General features: G+C 31.3%; 25 protein-coding genes. 21 read left to right on the forward strand and 4 right to left on the reverse strand.

The genetic code is table 11. From position 1 onward, the window contains the following. Positions 1-17 precede the first annotated feature (17 nt). From ASC44_RS01660 to ASC44_RS01725, 16 genes are all read left to right on the forward strand, one after another. Entirely contained in the window at positions 18-830 is an 813-nt protein-coding gene (locus tag ASC44_RS01660) for a prohibitin family protein (RefSeq protein WP_055445889.1), read from the forward strand. A 262-nt stretch (positions 831-1092) separates the two neighbouring features. Then, entirely contained in the window at positions 1093-1950 is an 858-nt protein-coding gene (gene hisG / locus ASC44_RS01665) for an ATP phosphoribosyltransferase (protein WP_055445890.1), read from the forward strand. Between the two features lie 126 nt (positions 1951-2076). Then, positions 2077-3363 (forward strand): histidinol dehydrogenase, encoded by a 1287-nt coding sequence (hisD, locus tag ASC44_RS01670; protein ID WP_055445891.1) that lies wholly within the window; start codon positions 2077-2079, stop codon positions 3361-3363. Between the two features lie 122 nt (positions 3364-3485). Next, positions 3486-4535: a histidinol-phosphate transaminase gene (gene hisC, locus ASC44_RS01675; RefSeq protein WP_055445892.1), complete on the forward strand. Its 1050-nt coding sequence runs from the start codon at positions 3486-3488 to the stop codon at positions 4533-4535. A gap of 2 nt (positions 4536-4537) precedes the next feature. Then, positions 4538-5677, forward strand: coding sequence for a bifunctional histidinol-phosphatase/imidazoleglycerol-phosphate dehydratase HisB (gene hisB, locus ASC44_RS01680; protein ID WP_055445893.1), 1140 nt, complete (start codon positions 4538-4540; stop codon positions 5675-5677). Between the two features lie 123 nt (positions 5678-5800). Continuing rightward, positions 5801-6382 carry an imidazole glycerol phosphate synthase subunit HisH gene (gene hisH, locus ASC44_RS01685; protein WP_055445894.1) on the forward strand — a complete coding sequence of 194 codons (582 nt, stop codon included), beginning with the start codon at positions 5801-5803 and terminating at the stop codon, positions 6380-6382. A 209-nt stretch (positions 6383-6591) separates the two neighbouring features. After that, a complete protein-coding gene (hisA, locus tag ASC44_RS01690) occupies positions 6592-7317 on the forward strand; it encodes a 1-(5-phosphoribosyl)-5-[(5-phosphoribosylamino)methylideneamino]imidazole-4-carboxamide isomerase (protein WP_055445895.1) in 726 nt (241 codons plus the stop codon). Between the two features lie 126 nt (positions 7318-7443). Beyond that, a complete protein-coding gene (gene hisF, locus ASC44_RS01695) occupies positions 7444-8199 on the forward strand; it encodes an imidazole glycerol phosphate synthase subunit HisF (protein WP_055446072.1) in 756 nt (251 codons plus the stop codon). 154 nt (positions 8200-8353) lie between these two features. Beyond that, positions 8354-8953, forward strand: coding sequence for a bifunctional phosphoribosyl-AMP cyclohydrolase/phosphoribosyl-ATP diphosphatase HisIE (gene hisIE, locus ASC44_RS01700; protein WP_055445896.1), 600 nt, complete (start codon positions 8354-8356; stop codon positions 8951-8953). A gap of 48 nt (positions 8954-9001) precedes the next feature. Further along, the gene (locus tag ASC44_RS01705) at positions 9002-9790 is read left to right on the forward strand and encodes a tRNA pseudouridine synthase A (RefSeq protein ID WP_055445897.1); all 789 of its coding nucleotides are present in this window, start codon (positions 9002-9004) and stop codon (positions 9788-9790) included. A gap of 147 nt (positions 9791-9937) precedes the next feature. Further along, positions 9938-10441: a Dps family protein gene (locus ASC44_RS01710; protein WP_055445898.1), complete on the forward strand. Its 504-nt coding sequence runs from the start codon at positions 9938-9940 to the stop codon at positions 10439-10441. A 58-nt stretch (positions 10442-10499) separates the two neighbouring features. Beyond that, a complete protein-coding gene (locus ASC44_RS01715) occupies positions 10500-11399 on the forward strand; it encodes a mechanosensitive ion channel family protein (RefSeq protein WP_055445899.1) in 900 nt (299 codons plus the stop codon). A 48-nt stretch (positions 11400-11447) separates the two neighbouring features. Beyond that, positions 11448-11603 (forward strand): DUF1328 family protein, encoded by a 156-nt coding sequence (locus tag ASC44_RS17670; protein WP_076733185.1) that lies wholly within the window; start codon positions 11448-11450, stop codon positions 11601-11603. Between the two features lie 103 nt (positions 11604-11706). Beyond that, entirely contained in the window at positions 11707-11913 is a 207-nt protein-coding gene (locus ASC44_RS01720; RefSeq protein ID WP_055446073.1) for a hypothetical protein, read from the forward strand. A 28-nt stretch (positions 11914-11941) separates the two neighbouring features. Continuing rightward, positions 11942-12082 carry a hypothetical protein gene (locus tag ASC44_RS18155; protein ID WP_169787485.1) on the forward strand — a complete coding sequence of 47 codons (141 nt, stop codon included), beginning with the start codon at positions 11942-11944 and terminating at the stop codon, positions 12080-12082. A 93-nt stretch (positions 12083-12175) separates the two neighbouring features. Then, positions 12176-12847 carry a DUF2461 domain-containing protein gene (locus ASC44_RS01725; RefSeq protein WP_055445900.1) on the forward strand — a complete coding sequence of 224 codons (672 nt, stop codon included), beginning with the start codon at positions 12176-12178 and terminating at the stop codon, positions 12845-12847. On the opposite strand, the gene ASC44_RS01730 is transcribed toward ASC44_RS01725, so the two are convergent. Continuing rightward, positions 12844-13260, reverse strand: a complete 417-nt coding sequence (locus ASC44_RS01730) for a hypothetical protein (RefSeq protein WP_055445901.1) — start codon at positions 13258-13260, stop codon at positions 12844-12846. The genes ASC44_RS01725 and ASC44_RS01730 overlap by 4 nt on opposite strands. Before the next feature lie 111 nt (positions 13261-13371). Here ASC44_RS01730 and ASC44_RS01735 point away from each other — a divergent pair, with 111 nt between their 5' ends. Both ASC44_RS01735 and ASC44_RS01740 read left to right on the forward strand, forming a co-directional pair. Then, on the forward strand, positions 13372-14262 hold the full coding sequence (locus tag ASC44_RS01735) for a DUF72 domain-containing protein (protein ID WP_055445902.1): 891 nt from the start codon (positions 13372-13374) through the stop codon (positions 14260-14262). A gap of 3 nt (positions 14263-14265) precedes the next feature. Continuing rightward, positions 14266-14655, forward strand: a complete 390-nt coding sequence (locus ASC44_RS01740) for an acyl-CoA thioesterase (protein WP_055445903.1) — start codon at positions 14266-14268, stop codon at positions 14653-14655. On the opposite strand, the gene ASC44_RS01745 is transcribed toward ASC44_RS01740, so the two are convergent. Together ASC44_RS01745 and ASC44_RS01750 are read right to left on the reverse strand one after the other, a co-directional pair. Continuing rightward, positions 14656-15873, reverse strand: coding sequence for a TlpA disulfide reductase family protein (locus ASC44_RS01745; RefSeq protein WP_055445904.1), 1218 nt, complete (start codon positions 15871-15873; stop codon positions 14656-14658). 40 nt (positions 15874-15913) lie between these two features. Next, a complete protein-coding gene (locus ASC44_RS01750; RefSeq protein WP_055445905.1) occupies positions 15914-16195 on the reverse strand; it encodes a DUF3817 domain-containing protein in 282 nt (93 codons plus the stop codon). Positions 16196-16299: 104 nt separating this feature from the next. Between ASC44_RS01750 and ASC44_RS01755 the strand changes: the two genes are divergently transcribed. The 3 genes from ASC44_RS01755 (at position 16300) to ASC44_RS01765 (ending at position 23013) form a co-directional block, all read left to right on the forward strand. Then, on the forward strand, positions 16300-19125 hold the full coding sequence (locus tag ASC44_RS01755) for a M16 family metallopeptidase (protein WP_055445906.1): 2826 nt from the start codon (positions 16300-16302) through the stop codon (positions 19123-19125). A 126-nt stretch (positions 19126-19251) separates the two neighbouring features. Next, a complete protein-coding gene (locus ASC44_RS01760; RefSeq protein WP_055445907.1) occupies positions 19252-20166 on the forward strand; it encodes a serine hydrolase in 915 nt (304 codons plus the stop codon). Between the two features lie 6 nt (positions 20167-20172). Beyond that, on the forward strand, positions 20173-23013 hold the full coding sequence (locus ASC44_RS01765; RefSeq protein WP_241491389.1) for an NTP/NDP exchange transporter: 2841 nt from the start codon (positions 20173-20175) through the stop codon (positions 23011-23013). Here ASC44_RS01765 and ASC44_RS01770 read toward each other — a convergent pair. After that, positions 23010-24323, reverse strand: a complete 1314-nt coding sequence (locus ASC44_RS01770) for a serine hydrolase (protein ID WP_055445908.1) — start codon at positions 24321-24323, stop codon at positions 23010-23012. The two genes, ASC44_RS01765 and ASC44_RS01770, sit on opposite strands and share 4 nt — an antisense overlap. Position 24324: the final 1 nt, after the last annotated feature.

The raw sequence follows: 24324 nt of genomic DNA on the forward strand, positions 1-24324 counted from the left end.
ATAATAAGAGAGATAAAATGGATAAATTACCAAAGTTGGGAGTGCCAGTAATAATGGGTGTAGTAGTGTTACTATTTTTAGTAGTAAAATCTGCTGTAACAATTGGACCTGGAGAAGGAGGTGTTATTTTCGAGCGTTTAGGAAATGGTATTAATACAGATAAAACTTATGGAGAAGGTTTTCATATTGTTGCACCTTGGAATGATATGATTGTTCGTAAAGTGCGTCAACAATCTATTTCAGATGAAATGAATGTATTATCTGTAAATGGATTAGAAGTTAAAGTAAATGGTACAATTTGGTACGAACCAGAATACGAGAATTTAGGAAAACTAATTCAAACAAAAGGTCAGGATTACGAACGTGAGTTATTAGATCCTGCAGTAAACGCAGCAGCTAGAAGTGTTGTAGGACGTTATACACCGGAGCAATTGTATTCTAGTAAACGTGATGTTATCGAGCAAGAAATTTTAGACGAAGTTACTAAATTATTAGAAGGTCAATACTTAAATGTAAAGCGTGTTTTAGTAGAAGATGTAAAATTGCCACCAACTATTAAGGAAGCGATTGAGCGTAAATTAAAACAAGAACAAGAGTCTTTAGAATACGAGTTTAGATTAGTAACAGCATCTAAAGAAGCTGAGAAAGTTATTATTGATGCAAAAGGTAAAGCAGAGTCTAACCGTATTTTAAGTGCCTCTTTAACAGATAAAATTTTACAAGATAAAGGTATTGAAGCAACTGTAAAGTTGTCTGAGTCGCCTAACAGTAAAGTTATTATCATTGGTTCTGGAGAAAGCGGAATGCCTATTATATTAGGAAATCAATAAATTAGTGTTGAAATCTTAAGGATTTCATAAAAATTTAATTTTAATGACATTTCATTAGGAATTAAAAACATTTTTTTACAATATTTGCATATAACAAAACAGAAATGAACATTATTCAATTACATCATCATTTTCATACTTGCACTCAAGCGAGCTGAAGATGTATTGAATAAAATCAAAATATTTTTAAATCCGTTTGAGCTAATCAAACGGATTTTTCTATTTATACCGTTTGGTTGTGCTCAAAATAACAAAAAACAAAATGAGTAAACTTAGAATTGCAGTACAGAAATCAGGAAGATTAAATGAAGATTCAATGAGACTTCTTAAAGCCATTGGAATTTCTATAGACAATGGTAAAGATCAATTAAAAGCTGTTGCCAGAAATTTTCCTTTAGAAGTGTTTTATTTACGAAATGGAGATATACCACAGTATTTAAGAGATGGTGTTGTTGATATCGCTATTATTGGTGAGAATGTTTTAATAGAAAAAGGTAGCGATTTACCAATTGTAGAACGTTTAGGGTTTTCTAAATGTAAAGTTTCTATTGCAGTACCAAAAGAATCTAAAGCTACAAGTTTAAAAGATCTTGAAGGACAGCGTATTGCAACATCTTATCCAAATACAGTAAATCAGTTTTTAGATAAAAACGGAATAAAAGCCAATCTTCATATTATTAATGGTTCTGTAGAAATTGCACCTAATATAGGTTTAGCAGATGGTATTTGCGATATCGTTTCTAGTGGAAGCACCTTATTTAAAAACGGATTAAAAGAAGTTGAAGTGCTTTTAACATCTGAAGCTGTTTTAGCAAAGTCACCTAAATTGTCTGATGAAAACGAAGCGTTATTGAATAAAATTCAATTTAGAATTCAATCTGTATTAAGAGGTCAGAATTTTAAGTATGTGTTATTAAATGCGCCTAACGATAAGTTAGAAGAAATTATTTCGGTATTACCAGGAATGAAAAGTCCAACAGTTTTACCATTAGCTAAAGAAGGTTGGAGTAGTGTACATTCTGTAATCGATAAAAACCAATTTTGGGATGTTATCGATGAGCTTAAGGCCAAAGGCGCTCAAGGTATATTGGTTTGCCCAATTGAAAAAATGGTAATGTAAATTATGTCACGTCGAGTGATTTTAATCCCGAAAGCTTTCGGGAGAGAAATTGTATAGAGAGGCTAACTCGTTTTTTAGCTTAAAGTAAATTAAGAATTAAAAGATTACCGCTTTCGCGGAAACTAGATGAAAACAATAATAAACCCAGAACAATCAACATGGTCTTCAGTATTAAAAAGACCAACACAAACAGTTGATGCTATAGAAACTATTGTAAATGAGGTTTTTGAAGATGTATCTAAAAATGGAGACAATGCCATTGCTAAATACACCAAAAAATTTGATAGTTGTGTATTGGCTTCAAATACTGTTACAGTTGAAGACATTGAAAAAGCATCTGCGTTAGTTTCAGAAGAACTAAAAAAAGCCATACAACAAGCGAAGTCGAATATAGAAGCTTTTCACGCAGCTCAAAAAACAAACAAAGTTGAAGTAGAAACTGTAAAAGGTGTAAAATGTTGGCAAGAAAAAAGAGCCATTCAAAAAGTAGGTATTTATATTCCTGCTGGAACAGCACCTTTATTTTCTACGGTTTTAATGTTGGCTGTTCCTGCTCAAATTGCAGGTTGTAAAGAAATTGTATTATGTTCTCCACCAAATACAGCAGGTGAAATAGCAAACGAAATTTTGTATGCTGCTCAATTATGTGGTGTTACTAAAATTATAAAAGTTGGTGGAATTCAAGCTATTGCAGGATTAACGTTTGGTACAGAAACTATTCCTCAAGTCTATAAAATATTTGGGCCAGGAAACCAATATGTTACTGTAGCAAAGCAATTAGCAACAAAACATGGTGTAGCAATAGATATGCCTGCAGGACCAAGCGAGTTACTTGTTGCTGCAGATGAGAGTGCAAATCCGGCCTATGTAGCTTCAGATTTGTTGAGTCAAGCAGAACATGGTGTAGATAGCCAAGTTATTTTAGTGTCAGATTCTCTTTCTATGGTGAATTCAGTTATTAACGAGGTGGAAAAACAAGTATTAGAGTTACCAAGAAAAAATATTGCAGAACAGGCATTGCAACATGCAAAAGCATTTGTAATAGAAGATGCAAATTTAGCTTTAGGTTTAATAAACGAGTATGCTCCTGAACATTTAATAATTGCGACAAAAAACAACGATTTTTTTATTGATAATATAGCAAATGCAGGATCTGTGTTTATTGGTAATTATACACCAGAAAGCGCTGGTGATTATGCTTCAGGAACCAACCACACATTACCAACTAATGGGTTTAGTAAAGCCTATTCTGGAGTAAATTTAGATAGTTTTACAAAAGCAATTACGTTTCAGAAAATTACAGAAGAAGGTATTCAAAATATTGGTAAAACAATAGAGTTGATGGCTGAAGCCGAAGGTTTACAAGCGCATAAAAACGCTGTAACTTTAAGACTTCGAGATTTAGAAAAATAATGTCACTTCGAGTGATTTCGAAGTATGAGAAATTGTATCGAGAAGCTTTAGAAGTTGAAAACTGTTCTCGATACAAAATTGCAGAAAAGCAATTTTACTCGAACTGACAAACAATAATAAAAATGAAACAAAGTGTAATCATAAACAATCTCGTAAGAGCTAACATAAAAGCATTGAAACCTTATTCGTCTGCAAGAGATGAATTTAAAGGTACTGCTGATGTGTTTTTAGATGCCAACGAGAATCCATTTGGAGATTTAAACAGGTATCCAGATCCACAACAAAAAGAGATTAAACAAAAGTTATCTGCTATTAAAAAGGTAGACACAAACCAGATTTTTGTTGGTAATGGTAGTGATGAAGTTATCGATTTAGCGTTTCGTATTTTCTGTGAACCGGGAAAAGATAAGGTATTAACCTTTTCGCCAACGTATGGTATGTACGATGTGTCTGCTAATATTAATAATATAGAAGTCATTTCTCAACCATTAATTAACGATTTTCAAATTAGTCTTAATCAATTACAACCGTATTTAGATTTCGAAGAGATAAAAATCATTTTTATATGCTCACCAAATAATCCAACAGGAAACAGTATTAATCCTGAGGATATTGAATATGTTTTAGAAAATTTTAATGGTATTGTAATTGTAGACGAAGCTTATATCGATTTTAGTTCGCAAGGATCATTCATTAAAAATATTGAGAAGTATAACAATTTAATTGTTAGCCAGACTTTTAGTAAAGCTTGGGGATTAGCAGGTGTTAGAGTGGGAGTTGCTTATGCAAGTGAGGAGATTATTAAATTATATAATCGTGTAAAACCACCTTATAATGTAAGTACTTTAAATCAAGAAGCGGTTATAAAAAGCTTAGATAATATAGAAGAAGTTACTAAAAACATTGATATCATTCTTTCAGAAAGAACTAAATTAAAAGACGCTTTAAGTCAATTATCAATAGTTAAAAAGATATATCCTACAGATGCCAATTTTTTGTTGGTAGAAGTTGATGATGCTAATAAAACATATCAATATTTAATTGAAGAAAAAGTAATTATTAGAAATAGAAATACTCAGGTTGAGAATTGTATTCGTATTACTGTTGGGATTCCTGAGGAGAATGAGAAGTTAATTGAAGCTTTACAAAACTTCATACAAAAAACAAGTTAATCATGAAAAAAGTACTATTCATAGACAGAGACGGAACATTGGTATTAGAGCCACCAGTAGATTATCAATTAGATAGTTTAGAGAAGTTAGAATTCTACCCAAAAGTGTTTCAATACATGGCTAAAATAGCTTCAGAATTGGATTACGAATTGGTAATGGTTACAAATCAAGATGGTTTAGGAACAGATTCTTTTCCAGAAGACACCTTTTGGCCTGCTCAAAATAAAGTAATGACTGCTTTCGAGAAAGAAGGTGTTGTTTTTACAGATGTTTTTATAGATAAAACATTTCCGCACGAAAATGCCGAAACACGTAAGCCAAGAACAGGTTTGTTAACGCAGTATTTTGATAAAGAAAAATACGATTTAGAAAACTCTTTTGTATTAGGTGATAGAATTACCGATATGGAATTGGCTAAGAATTTAGGAGCAAAAGGTATCTTTTTATCTGAAGATCCTGAATTAGGAGCAGACGAAATTGAAACGTCTAAACAAGCTATTTTGGACTGTATTGCTTTAACAAGTACAGATTGGTCTGAAATCTATGAGTTTTTAAAATTAGAAGATAGAGTGTCTGAAATCACCAGAAACACTAACGAAACTAAGATTTATATTAAATTAAATTTAGACGGTTCTGGCAAAAATGATATTTCTACAGGATTACATTTCTTTGACCATATGTTAGATCAAATTGGGCGTCATGGTGCAATGGATTTAACGGTAAAAGTAGATGGTGATTTAAAAGTAGACGAGCATCATACAATAGAAGATACCATGATTGCTTTAGGTGAATTATTTGCAAAAGCTTTAGGAAATAAATTAGGAATTGAACGTTACGGGTTCTGTTTACCAATGGACGATTGTCTAGCACAAGCAGCAGTTGATTTTGGAGGAAGACCTTGGTTGGTTTGGGATGCCGATTTTAAACGTGAAAAAGTGGGTGATATGCCAACAGAAATGTTTTTACATTTATTTAAGTCGTTTACGGATGGCGCTAAGTGTAATTTAAACATTAAGGCTGAAGGAGATAACGAACATCATAAAATAGAAGGAATCTTTAAGGCCTTTGCTAAAGCAATGAAAATGGCTGTAAAAAGAGATTCTAACAAAATGTTTTTACCAAGTACAAAAGGTGTTCTTTAAATTAAATTAGTGTCATTTCGAGTGATTTTGAGGCACGAGAAATCGTATCGAGAAGTCATGAAAAGTTCTCAATACAAAATTTCAAAAAAGAAATTTTACTCGAACTGACAAAACCAAACTATTATGAAACTAGTTATAATCAATTACGGAGCAGGAAACATTAAAAGCATACAATTCGCTTTTAAAAGACTTGGTGTAGATGCTGTCTTATCTAACGATCCAGAAGAAATAAAAGTTGCCGATAAAGTGATTTTTCCAGGCGTTGGAGAAGCAAATTCAGCAATGAAAATGCTTAGAGCATCAGGTTTAGATACATTAATACCAAATTTAAAACAACCTGTTTTAGGAATTTGTTTGGGTATGCAATTAATGTGTAAATCTTCCGAAGAAGGAAATACCAAAGGCTTAGGAATATTTAATGTTGCTATAAAACGATTTTCAAATGCAGTAAAAGTTCCTCAAATGGGATGGAATACTATTTCAGATTTAAAATCGCCTTTATTTAAAGATATTAAGGAAGATGCATTTATGTATTTAGTACATAGTTTTTATGCTGAAGCTTGTAAAGAGCAAATAGCAACCACAAATTACGAGTTTAATTATGCTTCTGCTTTACAGAAAGATAATTTTTATGGTGTACAGTTTCACCCAGAAAAATCATCAGTAGTTGGAGAGCAAATTTTGAAGAATTTTATAGAATTGTAATTAGAATTTTTTAGATAAATAAGTTAATAATAGGAATAAGCCTATTAAAACTGATAATAAAATTAATTCATAATATATTGAAAACTTGGTTGCAACCATTTGCGCAACAGCTAGCGAAATAATAACTCGTATTGATAAGTTTTTAATAATATTCATGAAATCAAATATATATTAATTAAAAGAGATTCCCACTTTCGTGGGAAATGAATATGAGAATAATACCAGCAATAGACATCATCGACGGAAAATGTGTACGTTTAAGTAAAGGCGATTACAACACAAAAAAAATATATAACGAAAGCCCATTAGAGGTTGCTAAAGAGTTTGAAGATGCTGGTATTAAGCATTTACATGTAGTCGATTTAGATGGCGCAAAAGCTAAACATATTGTAAACCATAAGGTTTTAGAGCAAATAGCAAGCAAAACGAATTTAAGTATTGATTTTGGTGGAGGATTAAAAACCAATGAAGATTTAAAAATCGCTTTTAACTCTGGAGCATCACAAATTACAGGAGGAAGTATTGCTGTTAAAAATCCAGAGATTTTTCAAGAATGGTTAATCAAATATGGAAGTGATAAAATTATTCTTGGAGCCGATTGCAATAACGAAAACATTGCTATTAGCGGTTGGTTAGAAGAAAGCGATTTAAAAGTGATTCCTTTTATTCAAGACTATCAAACAAAAGGCGCAAGTTATGTTATTTGTACAGATATTTCTAAAGATGGCATGCTTGAAGGTCCAAGTTTTGAGCTGTATGAACGTATTTTAAAGGAAACAAAAAACGTAAAACTAATAGCATCAGGAGGAATTTCAACTTTTGATGAATTGCCTAAGTTAGCAGAAATGGGTTGTGAAGGTGTTATTATTGGAAAAGCGATTTATGAAAATAGAATTAGCTTAAAACAATTAGAGAATTATATAATTAATAAATAAGTTTTTGTCACATCGAGTGATTTTGAGGAATGAAAAATTGTATCGAGATGTTTTTCGAAAGTTCTCGATACAAAATTGCATAAAAAGCAATTTCACTCGAACTGACAATGCTAAATGATTTTTAAAATGCTTACAAAACGAATTATACCTTGTTTAGATATTAAAAACGGACGAACTGTTAAAGGCGTAAATTTTGTCGATTTACGAGATGCTGGAGATCCAGTAGAACTAGCTAAACAGTACGCTTTAAAAGGAGCAGACGAGTTAGTTTTTCTTGATATTTCTGCAACTTTAGAAGGTCGAAAAACGATGCATGATATGGTTTTAAAAGTAGCTGAACATGTAAATATTCCATTTACAGTTGGAGGCGGAATTTCTAGTGTAGAAGATGTAGATGCTTTGTTACAATGTGGTGCAGATAAGGTGTCTATAAATTCTTCGGCAGTAAAAAGACCAGAATTAGTTAACGAACTGGCTAATAAATTTGGAAGCCAATGTGTTGTAGTTGCTATAGATGCTAAAAATGTAGATGGTAATTGGATTGTACATTTAGCTGGCGGAACAATTCCGACAGAATTAAACCTATTCGATTGGGCAAAAGAAGTAGAACAACGTGGAGCAGGAGAAATTTTGTTTACATCTATGGATAACGATGGCACAAAAGACGGTTTTGCAAACGAAGCTTTAGCAAAATTATCAGAGGAGTTGAATATTCCAATTATAGCTTCAGGAGGAGCAGGAACTATTCAACATTTTATAGATACCTTTGAAAAAGGAAAGGCTGATGCCGCTTTGGCTGCAAGTGTGTTTCATTTTGGTGAAATACCTATTAAAGATTTAAAAGAAAAATTAAAAGATAATAATATAGCAGTACGACTCTAATCGTTTTGTCACTTCGAGTGATTTTTGAAGCATGAAAAAATTGTATCGAGAAGCTATTATTAAAAAGTTCTTGATATAAATTAGTTTAAAAAAACATTTTCACTTGAACTTACAACGTAATTTAGAGATAGTATAAACATTAAGAACAAACGTAATGATCATAGATTTTAATAAAAATAACGACGGATTAGTTCCTGTAATTATACAAGATGCAGCAACCAAAAACGTACTCATGTTAGGTTACATGAATGAAGAAGCTTTAAAAGTAACAGAAGATACTAAAAAAGTGACTTTTTATAGCAGAACTAAAAGCAGGTTATGGACTAAAGGCGAAGAAAGTGGAAACTTTTTAAACTTAGTAAACATTAAAAACGATTGCGATAATGATACGTTATTAATTACGGTTAATCCTGTTGGACCAACATGCCATAAAGGAACAGATACCTGTTGGGCAGAATCTAACACAGAAAATTTTGGTTTTATTTCTAAGCTAGAAAACACTATTGAAAGTCGTGTGAAGGCTGGAGATTCAGAGAAGTCTTATGTCGCTTCATTATTTGCTTCTGGTATTAATAAAGTAGCTCAAAAAGTAGGAGAGGAAGCTGTAGAGGTTGTTATTGAGGCTATGGATAATAAAGACGATTTATTCTTAAGTGAAAGTGCCGATTTGTTATTTCATTATTTAATGTTATTACAAGCAAAAGGCTTTAAACTTAATGATGTTGTAGACGTTTTAAAAAGTAGAGAAAAGTAATATTAAAACGTTGCTATAGTTTACAAAGATAGCGTACTTTAAAGTTCTATGGATCCATTCACGAAAAAACACTTTTACTTAATTAAACTTCAATACTTAGGCTATCGTTTTCACGGTTGGCAAAAACAGCCATCTGTAAAAACGTTACATTTAATGGTTGATCGAACGTTGAATTTTATAATGGAAGGCAAACGTTTTAAAACATTGGCTTCCGGTAGAACAGACGCAATGGTTTCTGCAGAAGAAACGGCAATCGAATTGTTTGTATTTGAACCTATTGAAGATTTTGAAGCTTTTTTAGCGTTGTTTAATAGAAATCTACCGCAAGATATTCGTGCATTAAATATTGAGGAAGTCGATGCTAAATTCAATATTATTCAGAATTCTAAAATTAAAGAATATCTGTATTTGTTTGCCTTTGGAGATAAGTTTCATCCGTTTTGTGCACCAATATTAACTACTGTTTTAGACGATTTGGATATTGATTTAATGAAACAAGCTGCAAAGTTATTTGAAGGTGAACATTATTTAAAAAAGTACTGCTATAAACCAACAGATAATGGTATTTATACACGTAAAATTTTAACCTGCGAAATCGTTGAGAACACGGAGTATACTGCAAATTTTTTTCCGAAGAAAAGCTATATGTTACGCGTTCGCGGAAAAGGATTTATGCGAAATCAAATTCGTTTAATGATGGGTACATTAATAGATTTAGGTAAAGGTAAGTTAACTATCAAGGATATTGAAGATTCCTTAAAGCCAGATAACACTATTGAAATAACTTATGTTGCACCAGCTTCTGGGCTTATTCTTAAAAGTCTTCAGTTTGAATAAGTTGTTAATTCTGTTAACAAACCTCATGCTTCATTAACATAATTTAAGTTAAAAATATTTTCAAACCGTTAAAGGCCGTTAAATCACTTGACAAAATTGCTTATACGCTTATATTGATAGGGAACCACAATAAAAAACCTATTAATTATGAGTTATTTGAATATGCAAGATGAAAAATTATTACCAGTAGTAATGGAGTTAAATACTTTATTATCAGACTACAATCTTTACTACCAAAAATTAAGAAGTTTCCATTGGAATATACAAGGACGAAATTTCTTCGACTTACATAAACAATTTGAAACTATGTATAACGAGGCTAAGGTTAAAGTAGACGAAATAGCCGAACGTATTTTAACTTTAAGACATCACCCAGTAAGTAAATTTAGTGATTACCTTAAAATATCTTCTTTATCTGAGGCTTCAGTAATGATTTCTGATAAAGATATGATTGAAGAATTACTTAATGATCATAAAATAATGTTAGCTCAAATGTCTCATGTTGTTTCTAAAGCTGAATCAGCAAAAGATGAAGGTACTATAGATTTAATTGGTGCTTATATTCGTGAGTTAGAAAAGACGAGCTGGCAGTTAAATGCTTGGTCTAAAAACACTAACGAAGAGCTAAAACTTGATGAAGTTAAAAGTTAATCGTTTTAGAGTAATCCGTAAATTCATTAAATATTAATTTTATACTTTTAAAACACACATGACAGACGAATTAAACAAAGCATACGAACTCTTATCGGGTAAATTAATAGGTTGGTTAAATGCTTTTGTAAAAAATTTACCAAATCTTGTTATTGCTATTATAGTATTAATAGTATTCTATTACATTTCTAAATATGTGTCTCGATTAATAGGGAATCTTATTTCTAGAAAAGTAAAACAAGATTCGTTAGTAAATATAATTACCAAAATATCTGGTATCATCATTGTAGCGGTAGGATTATTTCTTGCTTTAGGTATAATGAATTTAAGTAAAACACTAGAAACATTAATTGGAGCAGCAGGTGTTTCCGGTTTAGTTATAGGTTTAGCTTTACAAGGTACACTTAGTAATACTTTTGCAGGTATTGTACTAAGTTTTAGAAAGAGTATTGAATTAGGGAATTGGGTAGAAACCAATGGGTTTTCGGGAGAAGTTGTCGAAATTAGTTTAAAAAACTTTGTAGTTAAAGAGGCAGATAATAATCTAGTCCTTATTCCTAATAAATCGATATTAGAAAACCCAGTTAAAAACTATTCACTTACTACAAAAATGAGAATTTTTTTAGAGTGTGGAGTAGGTTATGATTCGAATTTAGATGAAGTTCAGGCCTTAACAAAACAAACTATTGCAGATACTTTCGATCAAATAAAATCTCCAGAAGAAGTCGAATTTTATTTTACAGAATTTGGAGGAAGCTCTATAAATTATTTATGTAGATTTTGGATAGAATCGGATAATGCATTAGAAAAATTAAAAGCAAAAAGTAAAGCTATTATAGAGATTAAGAAAGCTTACGATAAGAAAAATATCAATATACCTTTTCCTATTAGAACACTACAATTTGATAATGAATTGAGTTTGAATCGCAATGAGGAATCGGAACCTTCTAAAAGCTAAGAATTAGTTTTTTGAAAATAATTATTAACCTTTAAAAACAAAAAAAATATGTTACGTTGGACTATTACATTTATTATAATTGCAATTATAGCTGGAGTCTTAGGATTCGGTGGTATAGCAGGAGGAGCAGCAGGTATTGCTAAAATATGTTTCTTTATATTTTTAGTATTATTTGTGCTATCTTTAATTAGAGGAAAGAGATAATTTTTTAAATTATTATTAAAAATAAATCGAATTTTTAAATAGAAATATTTAGATTAATTGTAGATTTATTATAATGTTTAACCATTTAAAAACACACGATAGAATGAAAAAATTATCATATTTATTTGTACTTATGTTCTCATTATCTCTTGTATTATCAGGGTGTAGAGAAGAAAACAAAACACCAGAAGATAAAATTGAAGATGCAATTGAAGAAGTAGGAGATGATCTTGATGATGCTTCAGACGATGTTCAGGATGCTATTGAAGATGTACAAGACGAAATTGAAGAAGTAGAAGACGAATCTTAATATTAACTAACCTTTAAAATCAATAACAATGAAAAAATTACCTTATTTATTTGTATTCTTATTCACGGTTTCTATTGCACTGTCAAGCTGTAGAGAAGAATCAACAGGAGATAAAGTCGAAGATGCTGTGGAAGACGTGGCAGATGATATCGAAGATGCAGTAGATTAATTTCTATTAAACATTTATATATAGTCTCAGTTTCATAATCATGAAACTGAGACTTTTTTTTGTACTTTTATAATCCAATTTCAAACACAGTTTATGATTTCAAAAAACGTATTTAATTTTTTAAAAAAACTAGATAAAAATAATAATCGCGAATGGTTTGCTGAAAACAAAACCGAATATGATGCTGCTTTAGTTGATGTCAAGGAGGTGTTTAATGCTGTTTATGCAGAAATGGAAACTCACGATCAGTTCGATAAAATGAAGGTTTTTAGAATTTATAGAGATGTGCGTTTTTCTAAAAATAAAATACCTTATAAAAACAATTTTAGTGTTGGTTTTCATCGTGCAAAACCACAATTAAGAGGTGGTTACTATTTGCAAATACAACCAGGTAATAATTTTATGGCAGCAGGTTTTTGGAGTCCCGAAAAGGAGGATTTACTTAGAATTAGAAAAGAATTTGAAATGGACGATAGTGAGATGCGAGACATTTTAAATAATAAAAAATTTAAATCCGTTTGGGGAGCGTTAGAAGGAGAAGAATTAAAAACAGCACCAAAAGGATTCGATAAAGAACATCCAGCGATAGATTTATTACGTAAAAAGCAATATGTATTTTCGCATAGCTTTACAGATAAAGAAGTACAGTCTCCAGATTTCGTAAAAGCGGTAAGTGATAATTTTAAAGCTATTAGACCGTATTTCGATTATATGAGTGATGTGTTAACGACAGATTTAAATGGTGTTTCTGTAATTAAAGATTAAACTTTAAGAGTAACTTCAGGTTTTTCAAATAATTGAATGTTACTTTGTAGGCGTTGTATTGTCATATTTATCATACGTTTATTTAATGCCGATGAGTTTTCTATATAAAGCATGTATTCTTCCATTGTAAACAAGCCTATAATTATTCCTTTAAGTGCGTTTCTAAACTTAATATCTTTGTGTAATGCATTATCAATATAGTGCAATCTTTTGTCTAGCGTTAACTCGTAAAACACATTTTTATGCTTTGTAATATAGTTTCTAAAAATGGCTACAAATAAATCATTTTGTAGTTTAATAATAGGGCGAAGCGTTAGGTTTTGAAAACGTTCTTCCTTACTCATAGTATCACTTATTTTAATAGAAGCTATTTCGGGTCTAATATCTAATAATTGTAAATCTCTAGTTTGCATATTTATAAGTGTTTTTATAAAAATATTAATTATGAAGCTATAACGATTTCATATTGAATTTTCTTGTTAACGGTGTTATCAACAATTACCTTTATCATAAATTAGTTTTAAATGAAATTTGGAAGCGTTGACAATCCAGAATTAATAGATTTTACTTTACCAAAAGACCATAAAGACACTAAACGTGTACTTAATTTGGTAAAAGATGATCATGTGCCAGAAATATATGTGGGTTGTGCAAAATGGAATAAAGCAGACCTAAAAGGTTTTTATCCACGAGGTACAAAGGACGAATTGGTTTATTACTCCTCTCAATTTAATTCTATCGAATTAAATGCGACTTTCTATCGTGATTTTCCTGCAGAGCAGTTTGCAAAATGGTATGATAAAACACCATCTCATTTTAAATTTTTCCCGAAACTGAATCAAGAAATTTCGCATTGGAAACGTTTGCAAGACACTAATGCAGTAGTCGAAAACTATTTATACAATGCTTCAAATTTAAAAGAAAAATTAGGAACAACTTTCTTGCAAATGCACACTAATTTTTCGCCTAAGGATTATACTCGAGTAGTCGATTTTATCGAGAGTTGGCCTAAAGAAATTCCGTTAGCAGTAGAGTTTAGACATACAGATTGGTATAATTCCGAAATTGCCGAGAAGTTATATCAACTTTTAGAAGCAAACAACATTTCTAATATTATAGTGGACACAGCTGGAAGGCGAGATATTATGCACATGCGTTTAACAAATAGTACCGCTTTTGTGCGTTATGTTGGTGCAAATCATCCAAGTGATTATTCTAGATTAGACGATTGGATTGAACGCATAAAAGAGTGGAAGGCACAAGGTGTTAAAGAAATAGATTTCTTTATTCATCAAAATTTAGAGATAGAATCTCCATTACTTTCTACCTATTTTATTAAAAAACTAAATAAAGAACTTGGTTACGATTTAAAGATCCCAAATCAGGATAATGAACCACAACAAAACTTATTTTAAATTATGAGATTTCACACAAGAAAATGGGTAAAACCCGAAGATTTAAATCCTAATGGCACTCTATTTGGAGGTCGATTATTAGAATGGATAGATGAAGAGGCTGCTTTATATACGATAGTACAACTTGATAATTCTAAAATTGTTACTAAATACATGTCGGAAATTAATTTTACAAGTAAAGCTGTAAAAGGTGATATTGTTGAAATTGGTATGGAAGTTAAAAAGTTTGGAAAGTCTTCAATCACATTAAAATGTGAGGTTCGAAACATGATGACAAGAGAAACAATTATTACTGTAGAAGATATTATTATGGTTAATTTAGGTGATGATGGCAAGCCAAGTGCACATGGGAAAACTAAAATTGAGTTTGTAAAAGATAGGCTAAAAGAGTGATTACTCTTTTAGCAATTGCTGAATTCTAGTTTCTAAAGCCTGACCAGAGATTTTTTCGCTAGCAATATTTCCGTTTTTATCTATTAATAGTTTAAACGGAATAGATTCTACTCCATAACGAAAAGCAATACTTTTATTTTTGTCAATTACATGGTAATCCCACGTTAAACCATCAACAGCTATAGCATTTAGCCATTGTGCTTCTGCTTTGTCTTCACTGACGCTTAAAATTTCAAAACCTTGACTTTTATACTTTTTGTATAAAGCGACTAGCGTTGGGTTTGTAGCACGACATGGTCCACACCAACTAGCCCAGAAATCTACTAAAACTACTTTGCCTTTAGGTATAGATTTTAAAGATACAGTTTCACCATAAGGATTTAAACCACTTATTTTGTACGCTTTTGGTCTGTACTCTCCTGTAAAATTTTCTTCAATCTTTTTGACAGCAACAACAGGTAGGCGTTCTTCAATTTTAGATTCTTTTTCTATAATTAAAGAGTCTATAGATTTAGAAAAATCTAGATTTCTAATATCTTGAGATAGACTACTATATAATATTCTAAGTGTTTTTGCATTATAAGTGTTAACACTCTCCTTTACTAAGAGTGCAGCAACATAAGAGTTAGAATGCTCTTTAATATAGGTTTGTATAAACTTGTTTTGCTCTGTAAATAATGCAAGGCGATCTTGTTTTAATTTCTTTATGTTTTCTGCAGAAAAATTTCCTTTCAAACCGTAATACAAAGCCATGCCTTTATCTTTAAAAACAGTCATTTGCGAAGTGTAATCGTTATATTCTTTTTGTAAAATAGAGGTAGAGTATACCGTAGAGTGATCTATACGTTGATTTAAAAACACATTTATTTCTGATGCATCTACCAATAAGGTGAAACCTTTGTTTTTATTTCTTATTTCAGAAACACGATATAATGAAGGTGTTTCAGCTAAGCCTTTAAACTCAAATTTGGTATTATTAACTAAGGTAGAATCTACTAAAGCGAAAGAATCATCTTCAGCCTTAAAGAGATAGATGTTTGTTTTGTTTGGTGAGAAAGAAGCACCTTTAATTAAAAACGTATTGCCTTGTCTAGAAGGCTCCTTGTTCTCAACAGGAGTATTTTGTATTGGTGAAGTCTTTTCAGATTTAGAAAATTGTTCACATTGAAATAATAAAAGACATGTTATTATAATAGCAAAACGAGGGAAATTGGACATATATTCAATAATTAATACCGAATATTACAACAATTTTTAATTATGCTAACGGTTTTAAATATTTTTTATCAATATAGAAAGTCCCAAAAGGTAAAATAGAACCTAATAAAATGAGAATGAATGTTTTTGAGTTCCACTTATAAGTCGAGCGTAAAAATATAGCAAACGCAATATAGGCTACAAACAATAAACCATGAGGCATACCAAGGAGTTTAACGTATTCGTCATTTCCTTCAGGTAAACGTTTATATATTGAGGCAGCCATTAATAACAGGTAAGATACTCCTTCTAATAAGGCAACAATTCTAAAAGTTTTAAGCATAATCTGTTTTTTAAAATTTCAAAAGGCAAAGTTAAGAAATGTCATATTTTAACCATCATTTATTTATAATAATTATCTTTATCAAAACCATAAAAATATTCAACATGCGTTTATTAAAACAAATACTGTTATTAAGTATCATTTCATTGTCATTTAGTTGTTCTAATGCTGAAAAAAAGGATTCTAAAGAAAAAGAATTCAAAATCGATTACGAAAAATTTACATTAGAAAATGGACTTGAAGTTATCTTACATGAAGACCATAGCGATCCAATAGTAGCAGTTGCAACCATGATGCATGTTGGTTCAAACAGAGAGAAACCAGGTCGTACGGGATTTGCTCACTTTTTCGAACATATGAGTTTTAACGACAGTGAAAATGTTCCTGTTGGTGCCAATAGAAAAATGATCCCTGAATGGGGAGGCAGTAGAAACGGAGGAACCTCCAACGATTATACGGTTTATTATGAGGTTGTGCCTAAAGATGCTTTCGAGAAAATCCTGTGGATAGATTCAGATCGTTTTGGTTATATGATTAATACAGTAACAAAAGAAGCCTTAGAGCGCGAAAAGCAAGTGGTTAAAAACGAAAAACGCCAACGTGTCGATAATGCTGCTTATGGTTATACCGATGAAATTAAACGTAAAAACTTATATCCAGAAACACACCCATACAATTGGACCGTTATTGGTGCTTTGCCAGATTTGCAAGCGGCAACTATTGATGATGTTAAAGAGTTTTACAAACAATATTATGGAGCTAGCAACGCTTCTTTAGTAATTGCAGGAGATATTGATATTGAAGAAACCAAAGCGCTCGTTAAAAAATGGTTTGGCGAAATACCAAGTGGACCGGAAGTTGAAATTTTAAAACCAATGCCTGTAACTTTAGAAAAAACTAAATCTTTATATTTTGAAGATGGTTTTGCGAAATTGCCAGAGTTGCGCATGACGTTTCCTACCGTAGAAGAATATAATCAAGATAAATATGCACTAGAAATTTTAGGTGAGCTGTTAAGCGGGAGCAAAAAAGCACCGTTATATAAAACAATTGTCGAAGAACAAAAACTAGCACCAGGAGTTGGTACTTATCAAAGCAGTAGCGAATTAGCAGGAGAATTTGTTTTTAGAATACGTGCTAATGCAGGAATAGATTTAGATAACGTAAAAACGGCTTTAGATGAAGGTTTAGCGCGTTTTGAACAAGAAGGTGTTAATGATAGCGATTTAAAACGTATTAAAGCAGAATTAGAAACCAATTTGTATAGAGGAATAAGTACGGTTTTAAATAAAGCATTTCAATTGGTAGAAGATAATGAGTATAAAGGAGACCCAAGTTATATTACGCAAACAGCAAAATTATCTAATGCCGTTACTGCGGCAGATGTAATGCGCGTGTATAATAAATACATTAAAGGTCAAAACTATGTCATGACGAGTGTTGTACCCAAAGGTAATTTAGATTTAGCGGTTGCGGAATCTGAACAAGCAACCGTTTGGATTGAAGAGGTTAAAAAAGATGTTGCAAACGAAGAAGTAAGCCAAGGCGCAGAAGCTGTTTACGAAAAAACAATTTCTAAGCATGATAGAAGCGAACCTGCTTATGGAGAATTACCATTGTTTAAATCTCCAACAGTATGGAAAGATGCTCTCAACAATGGCCTAACAATTTATGGTATTGAAAATAACGAAGTGCCTTTAGTGCAGTTTGATATAACTATTCCTGGCGGACATTTATTGGATCCAATCAATAAATCTGGTGTAGCTAGTTTATTAAGTGATTTAATGTTGGAAGGTACTATAAATAAAACATCGGCAGATTTAGAGGAGGCTATTGGTCTTTTAGGAGCTAACATAAATACTTATTCTACGTCTGAAGATTTTCATATTACGGGCTCTTGTTTAGCTAAAAATTTCGATGCAACTATTGCATTGGTAAAAGAAATAATTCTAGAGCCACGTTGGGATAAAAAGGAATTCAATAGACTAAAAAAAGCATTAGAAACAAGCTTAAAAGGACGTGAAGCTAACCCAAATAGTATTGCATCAATGGCTTACAATAAGTTAATATATGGTGAAAATCATATATTTTCGGTTCCTAGTTCTGGAACTCAAGAATCAGTTAAGGATATAACAATAGAAGATTTAAAGGCCTATTATAAAAATTTATCACCAGAAAACACAACTTTTCATATTGCTGGTGCATTAAATCAATCGGCTATAAAAAATACATTAACGGCATTAAATAATTGGAATACAAAAAGTGTCGCTATTCCAGAATACAAGTTACCTGAAAGTACAGCAAAGAATCAGTTGTATTTTATAGATTTTCCCGGAGCAAAACAATCTGTTTTTTTAATTGGTAAGTCGGTATTGTCACAGGAAAACGAAGACGCAAACAATTTAAGTTTTGCTAACGAAATTTTAGGAGGTGGATCTAGCGGAAAATTATTTCAAACCTTAAGAATAGGTAAAGGTTATACTTACGGCGCTTATTCAAGTATAATTAGTAATAAAGAAGTGTCACCTTTTACAATTAGAACAAGTGTAAGAGCAAATGCAACATTAAAATCGTTAGAAATTATTAAAAATATGGTGTCTAATTATGCTAATGATTTTACAGAAACAGAAGTAGAGCTTACTAAAAATAAAATTCTAAAAGGAAATACTAGAGCTTTCGAAAGTTTAGGAGCGCAATTAGGGATGCTTAAAGAGATTAGTAAATATAAATTATCTCAAACATTTACAGAAGATAATCAAGAAGAGTTGGTAAATATGTCTTTAGAAGATTACAAAAATATTATTAATAAATATTTAGTTGAAGAGGATATGATTTATGTAATAGTTGGTGATAAATCGACTCAATTTGAGGAAGTTAAGAAGCTTGGTAAAACTATAGTTGAGCTTGATATTAATGGAAATAAAATATAGTTTTTATAAACCTAGAAATCAATAGTTTAAAACATAAATATTAACATTAAGTTATGAAGAAAAAACAGGAACTTTGGCACATATATTGTATACTATGTTAGTTACGATTAAAACTTAAAAAAGGAAATGAATAACACGATAAAAAATGCCGTTTCTATAGTAATATTATTCTTAGGTGTATTAGGTTTTTCGCAAACCGAATTACCATTAAAATCAACTGAAGCAATTGATCCTATTGCAGAATTACAAAATGCCGACTTGCAAAAACTTTTGCAAACCGAAATTTATAAGAATGCCGAATGGAAGAGTTTAATTCAAAATAAGAAGATGTCTATTGCTATTGTAGATTTAACAGATCAATGCAATATTAAATATGCTGGTTTAAATGATGACCATATGATGTATGCAGCGAGTTTACCAAAAATAGCGATATTATTAGCAGCAATGGATGCTATTGACACTGGCGAATTGGAGGATACTAAAGAGGTGCGTAATGACATGAGGTTAATGATTAGCAAATCTAATAACCAGGCATCCACACGTATGATTGATCGTGTTGGTTATGATAAAATTGAAGCTGTTTTAAGAGCTCCTAAAAATAAACTCTACGACGAAGAAGTTGGTGGAGGCCTTTGGGTTGGAAAGCGTTATGCAGCAGGAGGAAAGCGCCATCCAGAACCAATGAAAGGTTTAAGTCATGCAGCAACTACAAAACAGGTTTGCAGTTTCTATTATCAATTGGCAATGGGTAATTTGGTAAATACAGAGCGTTCTAAAGAAATGTTAGAAATAATGAAAGATCCTGCTTTGCATCATAAATTTGTTAATACGTTAGATAGAATAGCACCTAAAGCTACAATCTATAGAAAATCTGGTTCTTGGAAAAATTACCATGCAGATTCTGCGCTAGTTTGGGGACCAAAGCGTAAGTATATTATTGTGGCATTAATAGAAAATGATTTGGGAGAACAAATTACTAGAAATTTAGTAGTGCCTATTGAGAAAGTTCTTAAAAAATCACGTTCTTTGATTAAGATATAAAAGACTTTGCTGCCCTTACTAAAAAATATACTTAATAAAACATTTGGATTAAGAGATGGTGAAATATACATCTCTTTTTTAATGCAGTTATATATCTTTCTTGTTATAACGGTATTATTAATTGTAAAACCAACGGTTAATGCACTTTTTGTCAATCAGCTTGGAGCAGACAGTTTGCCATATGGTTATTTGCTGGTTGCATTGGTAGCCGTATTTACATCAATATTTTATAACAAAGCCGTTAGGGCATTTTCGTTACTTAAAGTAACTATTGGTTCTTTAGTAATCTTTAGTTTAGCGTTTATTGCATTAAGTATCGTTTTGCATTATAATATCCTTGAAAAAGGATTATTATACTTTTATTATTTAAGCATTTCACTATTTGCTGTAATTGCAACGTCCCAGTTTTGGATTTTAGCCAACATGGTTTTTAATGCTAGGGAAGCTAAGCGGTTATTTGGATTTATTGGTGCAGGAGCAATAGCAGGTGGTGTTTTTGGAGGTTATTTAACTAGTATTATCGTATCCTCTTATGGTAATAAATATGCTATATTTATAGCCGCTCTTTTTATTTTGTGTTGCATTCCAATTATCCAAAAAATTTGGAAATTGAGAATACAAAAAATGACTACTTACGTTAGAAAACAACGTAAAGATAGCGAGTCTAATGTACAAGATTCTTCTTTTAATTTAATCTTAAAATCTAAGCATCTAACTTACTTAGCATTAATCACTGGTATAAGTGTTATTGTAGCAAAATTGGTAGATTTTCAGTTTAGTGATTTTGCAAATAAAGCGATTTCAGATCCCGATGAGCTAGCTTCTTTCTTTGGTTTTTGGTTTTCAACTTTTAATGTTATCGCCTTAGTGCTTCAGTTGTTTATTACTAACCGATTTTTGAGTCGCTTGGGTGTTTCATCTACATTATTAATCTTACCGCTAGGTATTGCTTTAGGGAGTTTATTATTTTTAACTTTTCCAGAATTGTGGGTTTTAGTCATTATAAAAGGTATCGATGGAAGTTTTAAGCAATCTTTAAACAAGGCTGCGGTAGAATTATCCATAATGCCAATTCCAAACAGCATTAAAAATCAGGCAAAATCTTTTATAGATGTTGCTGTAGATAGTATCGCTACAGGTATTGCAGGTTTTTTACTTATCTTTTTAATAAAGAGATTAGATTTAAGTACGTCTTATATTACAATTATAATTCTGCTTTTTGTTTTTATTTGGATTCTTCTAATTTACAGGTTGCGTGAAGCTTATTTTGATTCCTTCAGAACAAATATTCAAAAAACATTAGTTTTCGAGGCTAAAACAAAGAAGAGAGAAAAGTATGAAACAACTTTAGTTGCAGCTAGACGTATTTTTAACTCTGGAGCTGAAACTGAAATTTTAAGCCTTTTGGAGCAATTAGATTCTTATAGATTAATACCATTAAAGGATAGTATTATAAATTTATTAGAACATCCATCAAATTGCGTTAAAACCGAAGCAATAAAGCAGTTATTTCAATACGATAGAGGTACAGCTATAAAAAAGGTAGAGGCTTTAGTTACTGAGCAAAACGATGATTTAGTTTATAATGCGCTAAACTATATTATTCATCATTCTAACATTAATGCTGATGAGTTTTTCGATAAATATTTAAATCATGAAACCGATTATATTTCTAATGCAGCATTACTATGTCTTGCAAAAGAAGGCGTAAATAATAACAAATTATCTATTAAGTATAATTTACAAACTAGAATTGCACAACAAGTAAGAACATTAAATACACCCGAAGGCTTTAGTAGAAAGGAAGCAGTTGCAAAATTATTAGTCACTATTGCTTATTCTGGAATTGAGAAGTTTTATCCTTTTATAACGGTACATTTAAATAATAGAGATCAATATATAGTAAAGTATGCTATTAAAGCTGCAGGAATAACTGCTAATGAGCGTTTTGTTGATGAGTTGTTGAACTATTTATCCATTAAAGAATACCGAAAACGTGCGATTAAGGCTTTAAAAAATTATGGAACAGGAATAACTAAAACCATTTTAGATTTAGATAAATCTGAAGATTTAGCGGATAATATCAAGCAGCAATTACCAAAAGTAATTAGCGCTTTTAACTCTCAAAATTCTGTAAAAATTTTATTAAGGTTATTAAAAAGTAATGATGTTGTAATAAGGCTTGAATCTTCAAAAGCTTTATTAAAATTAAGACAGAAAAACCAGTCACTTTTTTATAATAAGCGTATTTTCAGGAGTGTAATATTAAGAGAAAGTAGATATTATAAGAGCACTATAGATGCTATCGCATCAATACAAAACACAATCAATCATGCGCTTTTGGAGCCTGAAAACGATACGATTACTGAGGTTTTTATTGCAAGACAAAGTTTAATTGATGTTTTAGAAAATCAGTTAGAAACAAGTTTAACCTGTATTTTTAAGCTGCTAAGTTTGGTGTATGATGAAGCAGATATTGAGGTTACTTATTCTGGACTCTTTAGTGAAGTTAAAGAAGCAAGAGTTAATGCTCTAGAATTCTTAGATAACTTATTAAATGCACAATTAAAATCTAAAGTATTTCCGTTAATAGAGCATACGGTTATTGAAGAAGATCATTTCGATTCTACGGTATTAAAAATCAATACCATTCCTGAAAAGGCCTATTTAACGATGCTAATTAAAAGAAGAGGTAAACGTGTTAAATTAGAAGTTTTACACCTTATTAAAGTACTTGATAATAAAAAATACGTCCCAATTGTAATGCCTTTAAAGAAGCATCGTAATAAGGACGTAAAATTCTTTGCTTATGCTACGATTGATAGTTTAACAGATGTTAAACTTTAGTTTCCGCCGGTATCATCTTTATCTTTAAAATTCTCATCTAATTTAGCATCAGAGTTTTCGTTGTTTTTTTCAATTAAATCATCAAGTTTACTCGCCAAATACATGTGTGCTCCTGCAGAATTCTTGTTTAATACGTTAGACATTAAACAAACAATGTATTTAGTACCGTTGTTTGGATGTTCTACAATAATAACAGAATTCATATAATTAAAAACGTTTCCGGCATAATCCTTACAATCAGGATTCTTCTTTCTATCGCATTTGTAATAGCTACCAGACTTAAAATATACAGCAGCACTATCTAGTCTATTAGATTTTGCATAACGAATACGCCTGTCTGTAGAGTAGAGTAGTCGTTTCATTTCAAGACTAGTCTTTGTATCTACAATTTTACCTTGCTCTAGTTTAACAAACCATTTCATTAAACCTTTTGGCGTACCAATACTACCACCTTTTCTGCCCACATACTTATCTGCTGTACGTGTAAACATACCACCAAGTCTCCAATCGTCTTCAGTGATTCCTAAATCTCTTAAAGGTTCGTTTACTACCGTATTTGCTAAGTTTGTTAAACTATCTCTTGATGTCTCTTTAAAGTAGTTTTCACCTTGTTCCTCGGTTAAATTAACATATTCTTGTCCAAAAGCTGCCATTAACATTGCTTCTCTGTACATAACACTTGCGGCACCATTATTACTAACAGAAACCATATGGTCTAACCATTCAAATAACGAAAACTTATCGCTGGCTATAACTTGTCTTTTAGATAGTTTATCTTTTTCAATATCATAAATTGGCACAGTATGGTGATCTCCAGTTCCCCAATAACGAGAAGACACTTTAATGTCTTTTAGGTACATAATACGTTCATCGAAATCGGTACATACTTTAGCCATTTGCGTAAAAACAGCATTTAAAACGGCTATTTTACCAACACTTCCTGGTTGGTAACCCACATTTTCTCTATGCGCCGCGTATTTTAAATCCTTAGCATTGGTCATGTCCATAATTGCTAAAGAATAAGCACCACTAGGCACCAAACGTTTAATACGGTCAGCAAATTCTTTATTTTCTACAAATAATTCTTTAATACTGTCTTCGGTTCTAGACGTTAGATTAAGCTTAATATCTGCTAACTTTTTATAGGCACCAAACGGAATACGGTTATAAGGCACACTGTCTATTTGCATTTTATGTATTTGGTATAAACGCTTAATTCCAGTACGCTGGTAACCATCTATTGGGTAGGATACAAACCCAAAAGAAAGTAAAATACAAAGACCAATAGATATGTAGAATATTTTTTTCATA

Source organism: Lacinutrix mariniflava (assembly GCF_001418015.1).
GTDB classification, from domain to species: Bacteria; Bacteroidota; Bacteroidia; order Flavobacteriales; family Flavobacteriaceae; genus Lacinutrix; species Lacinutrix mariniflava.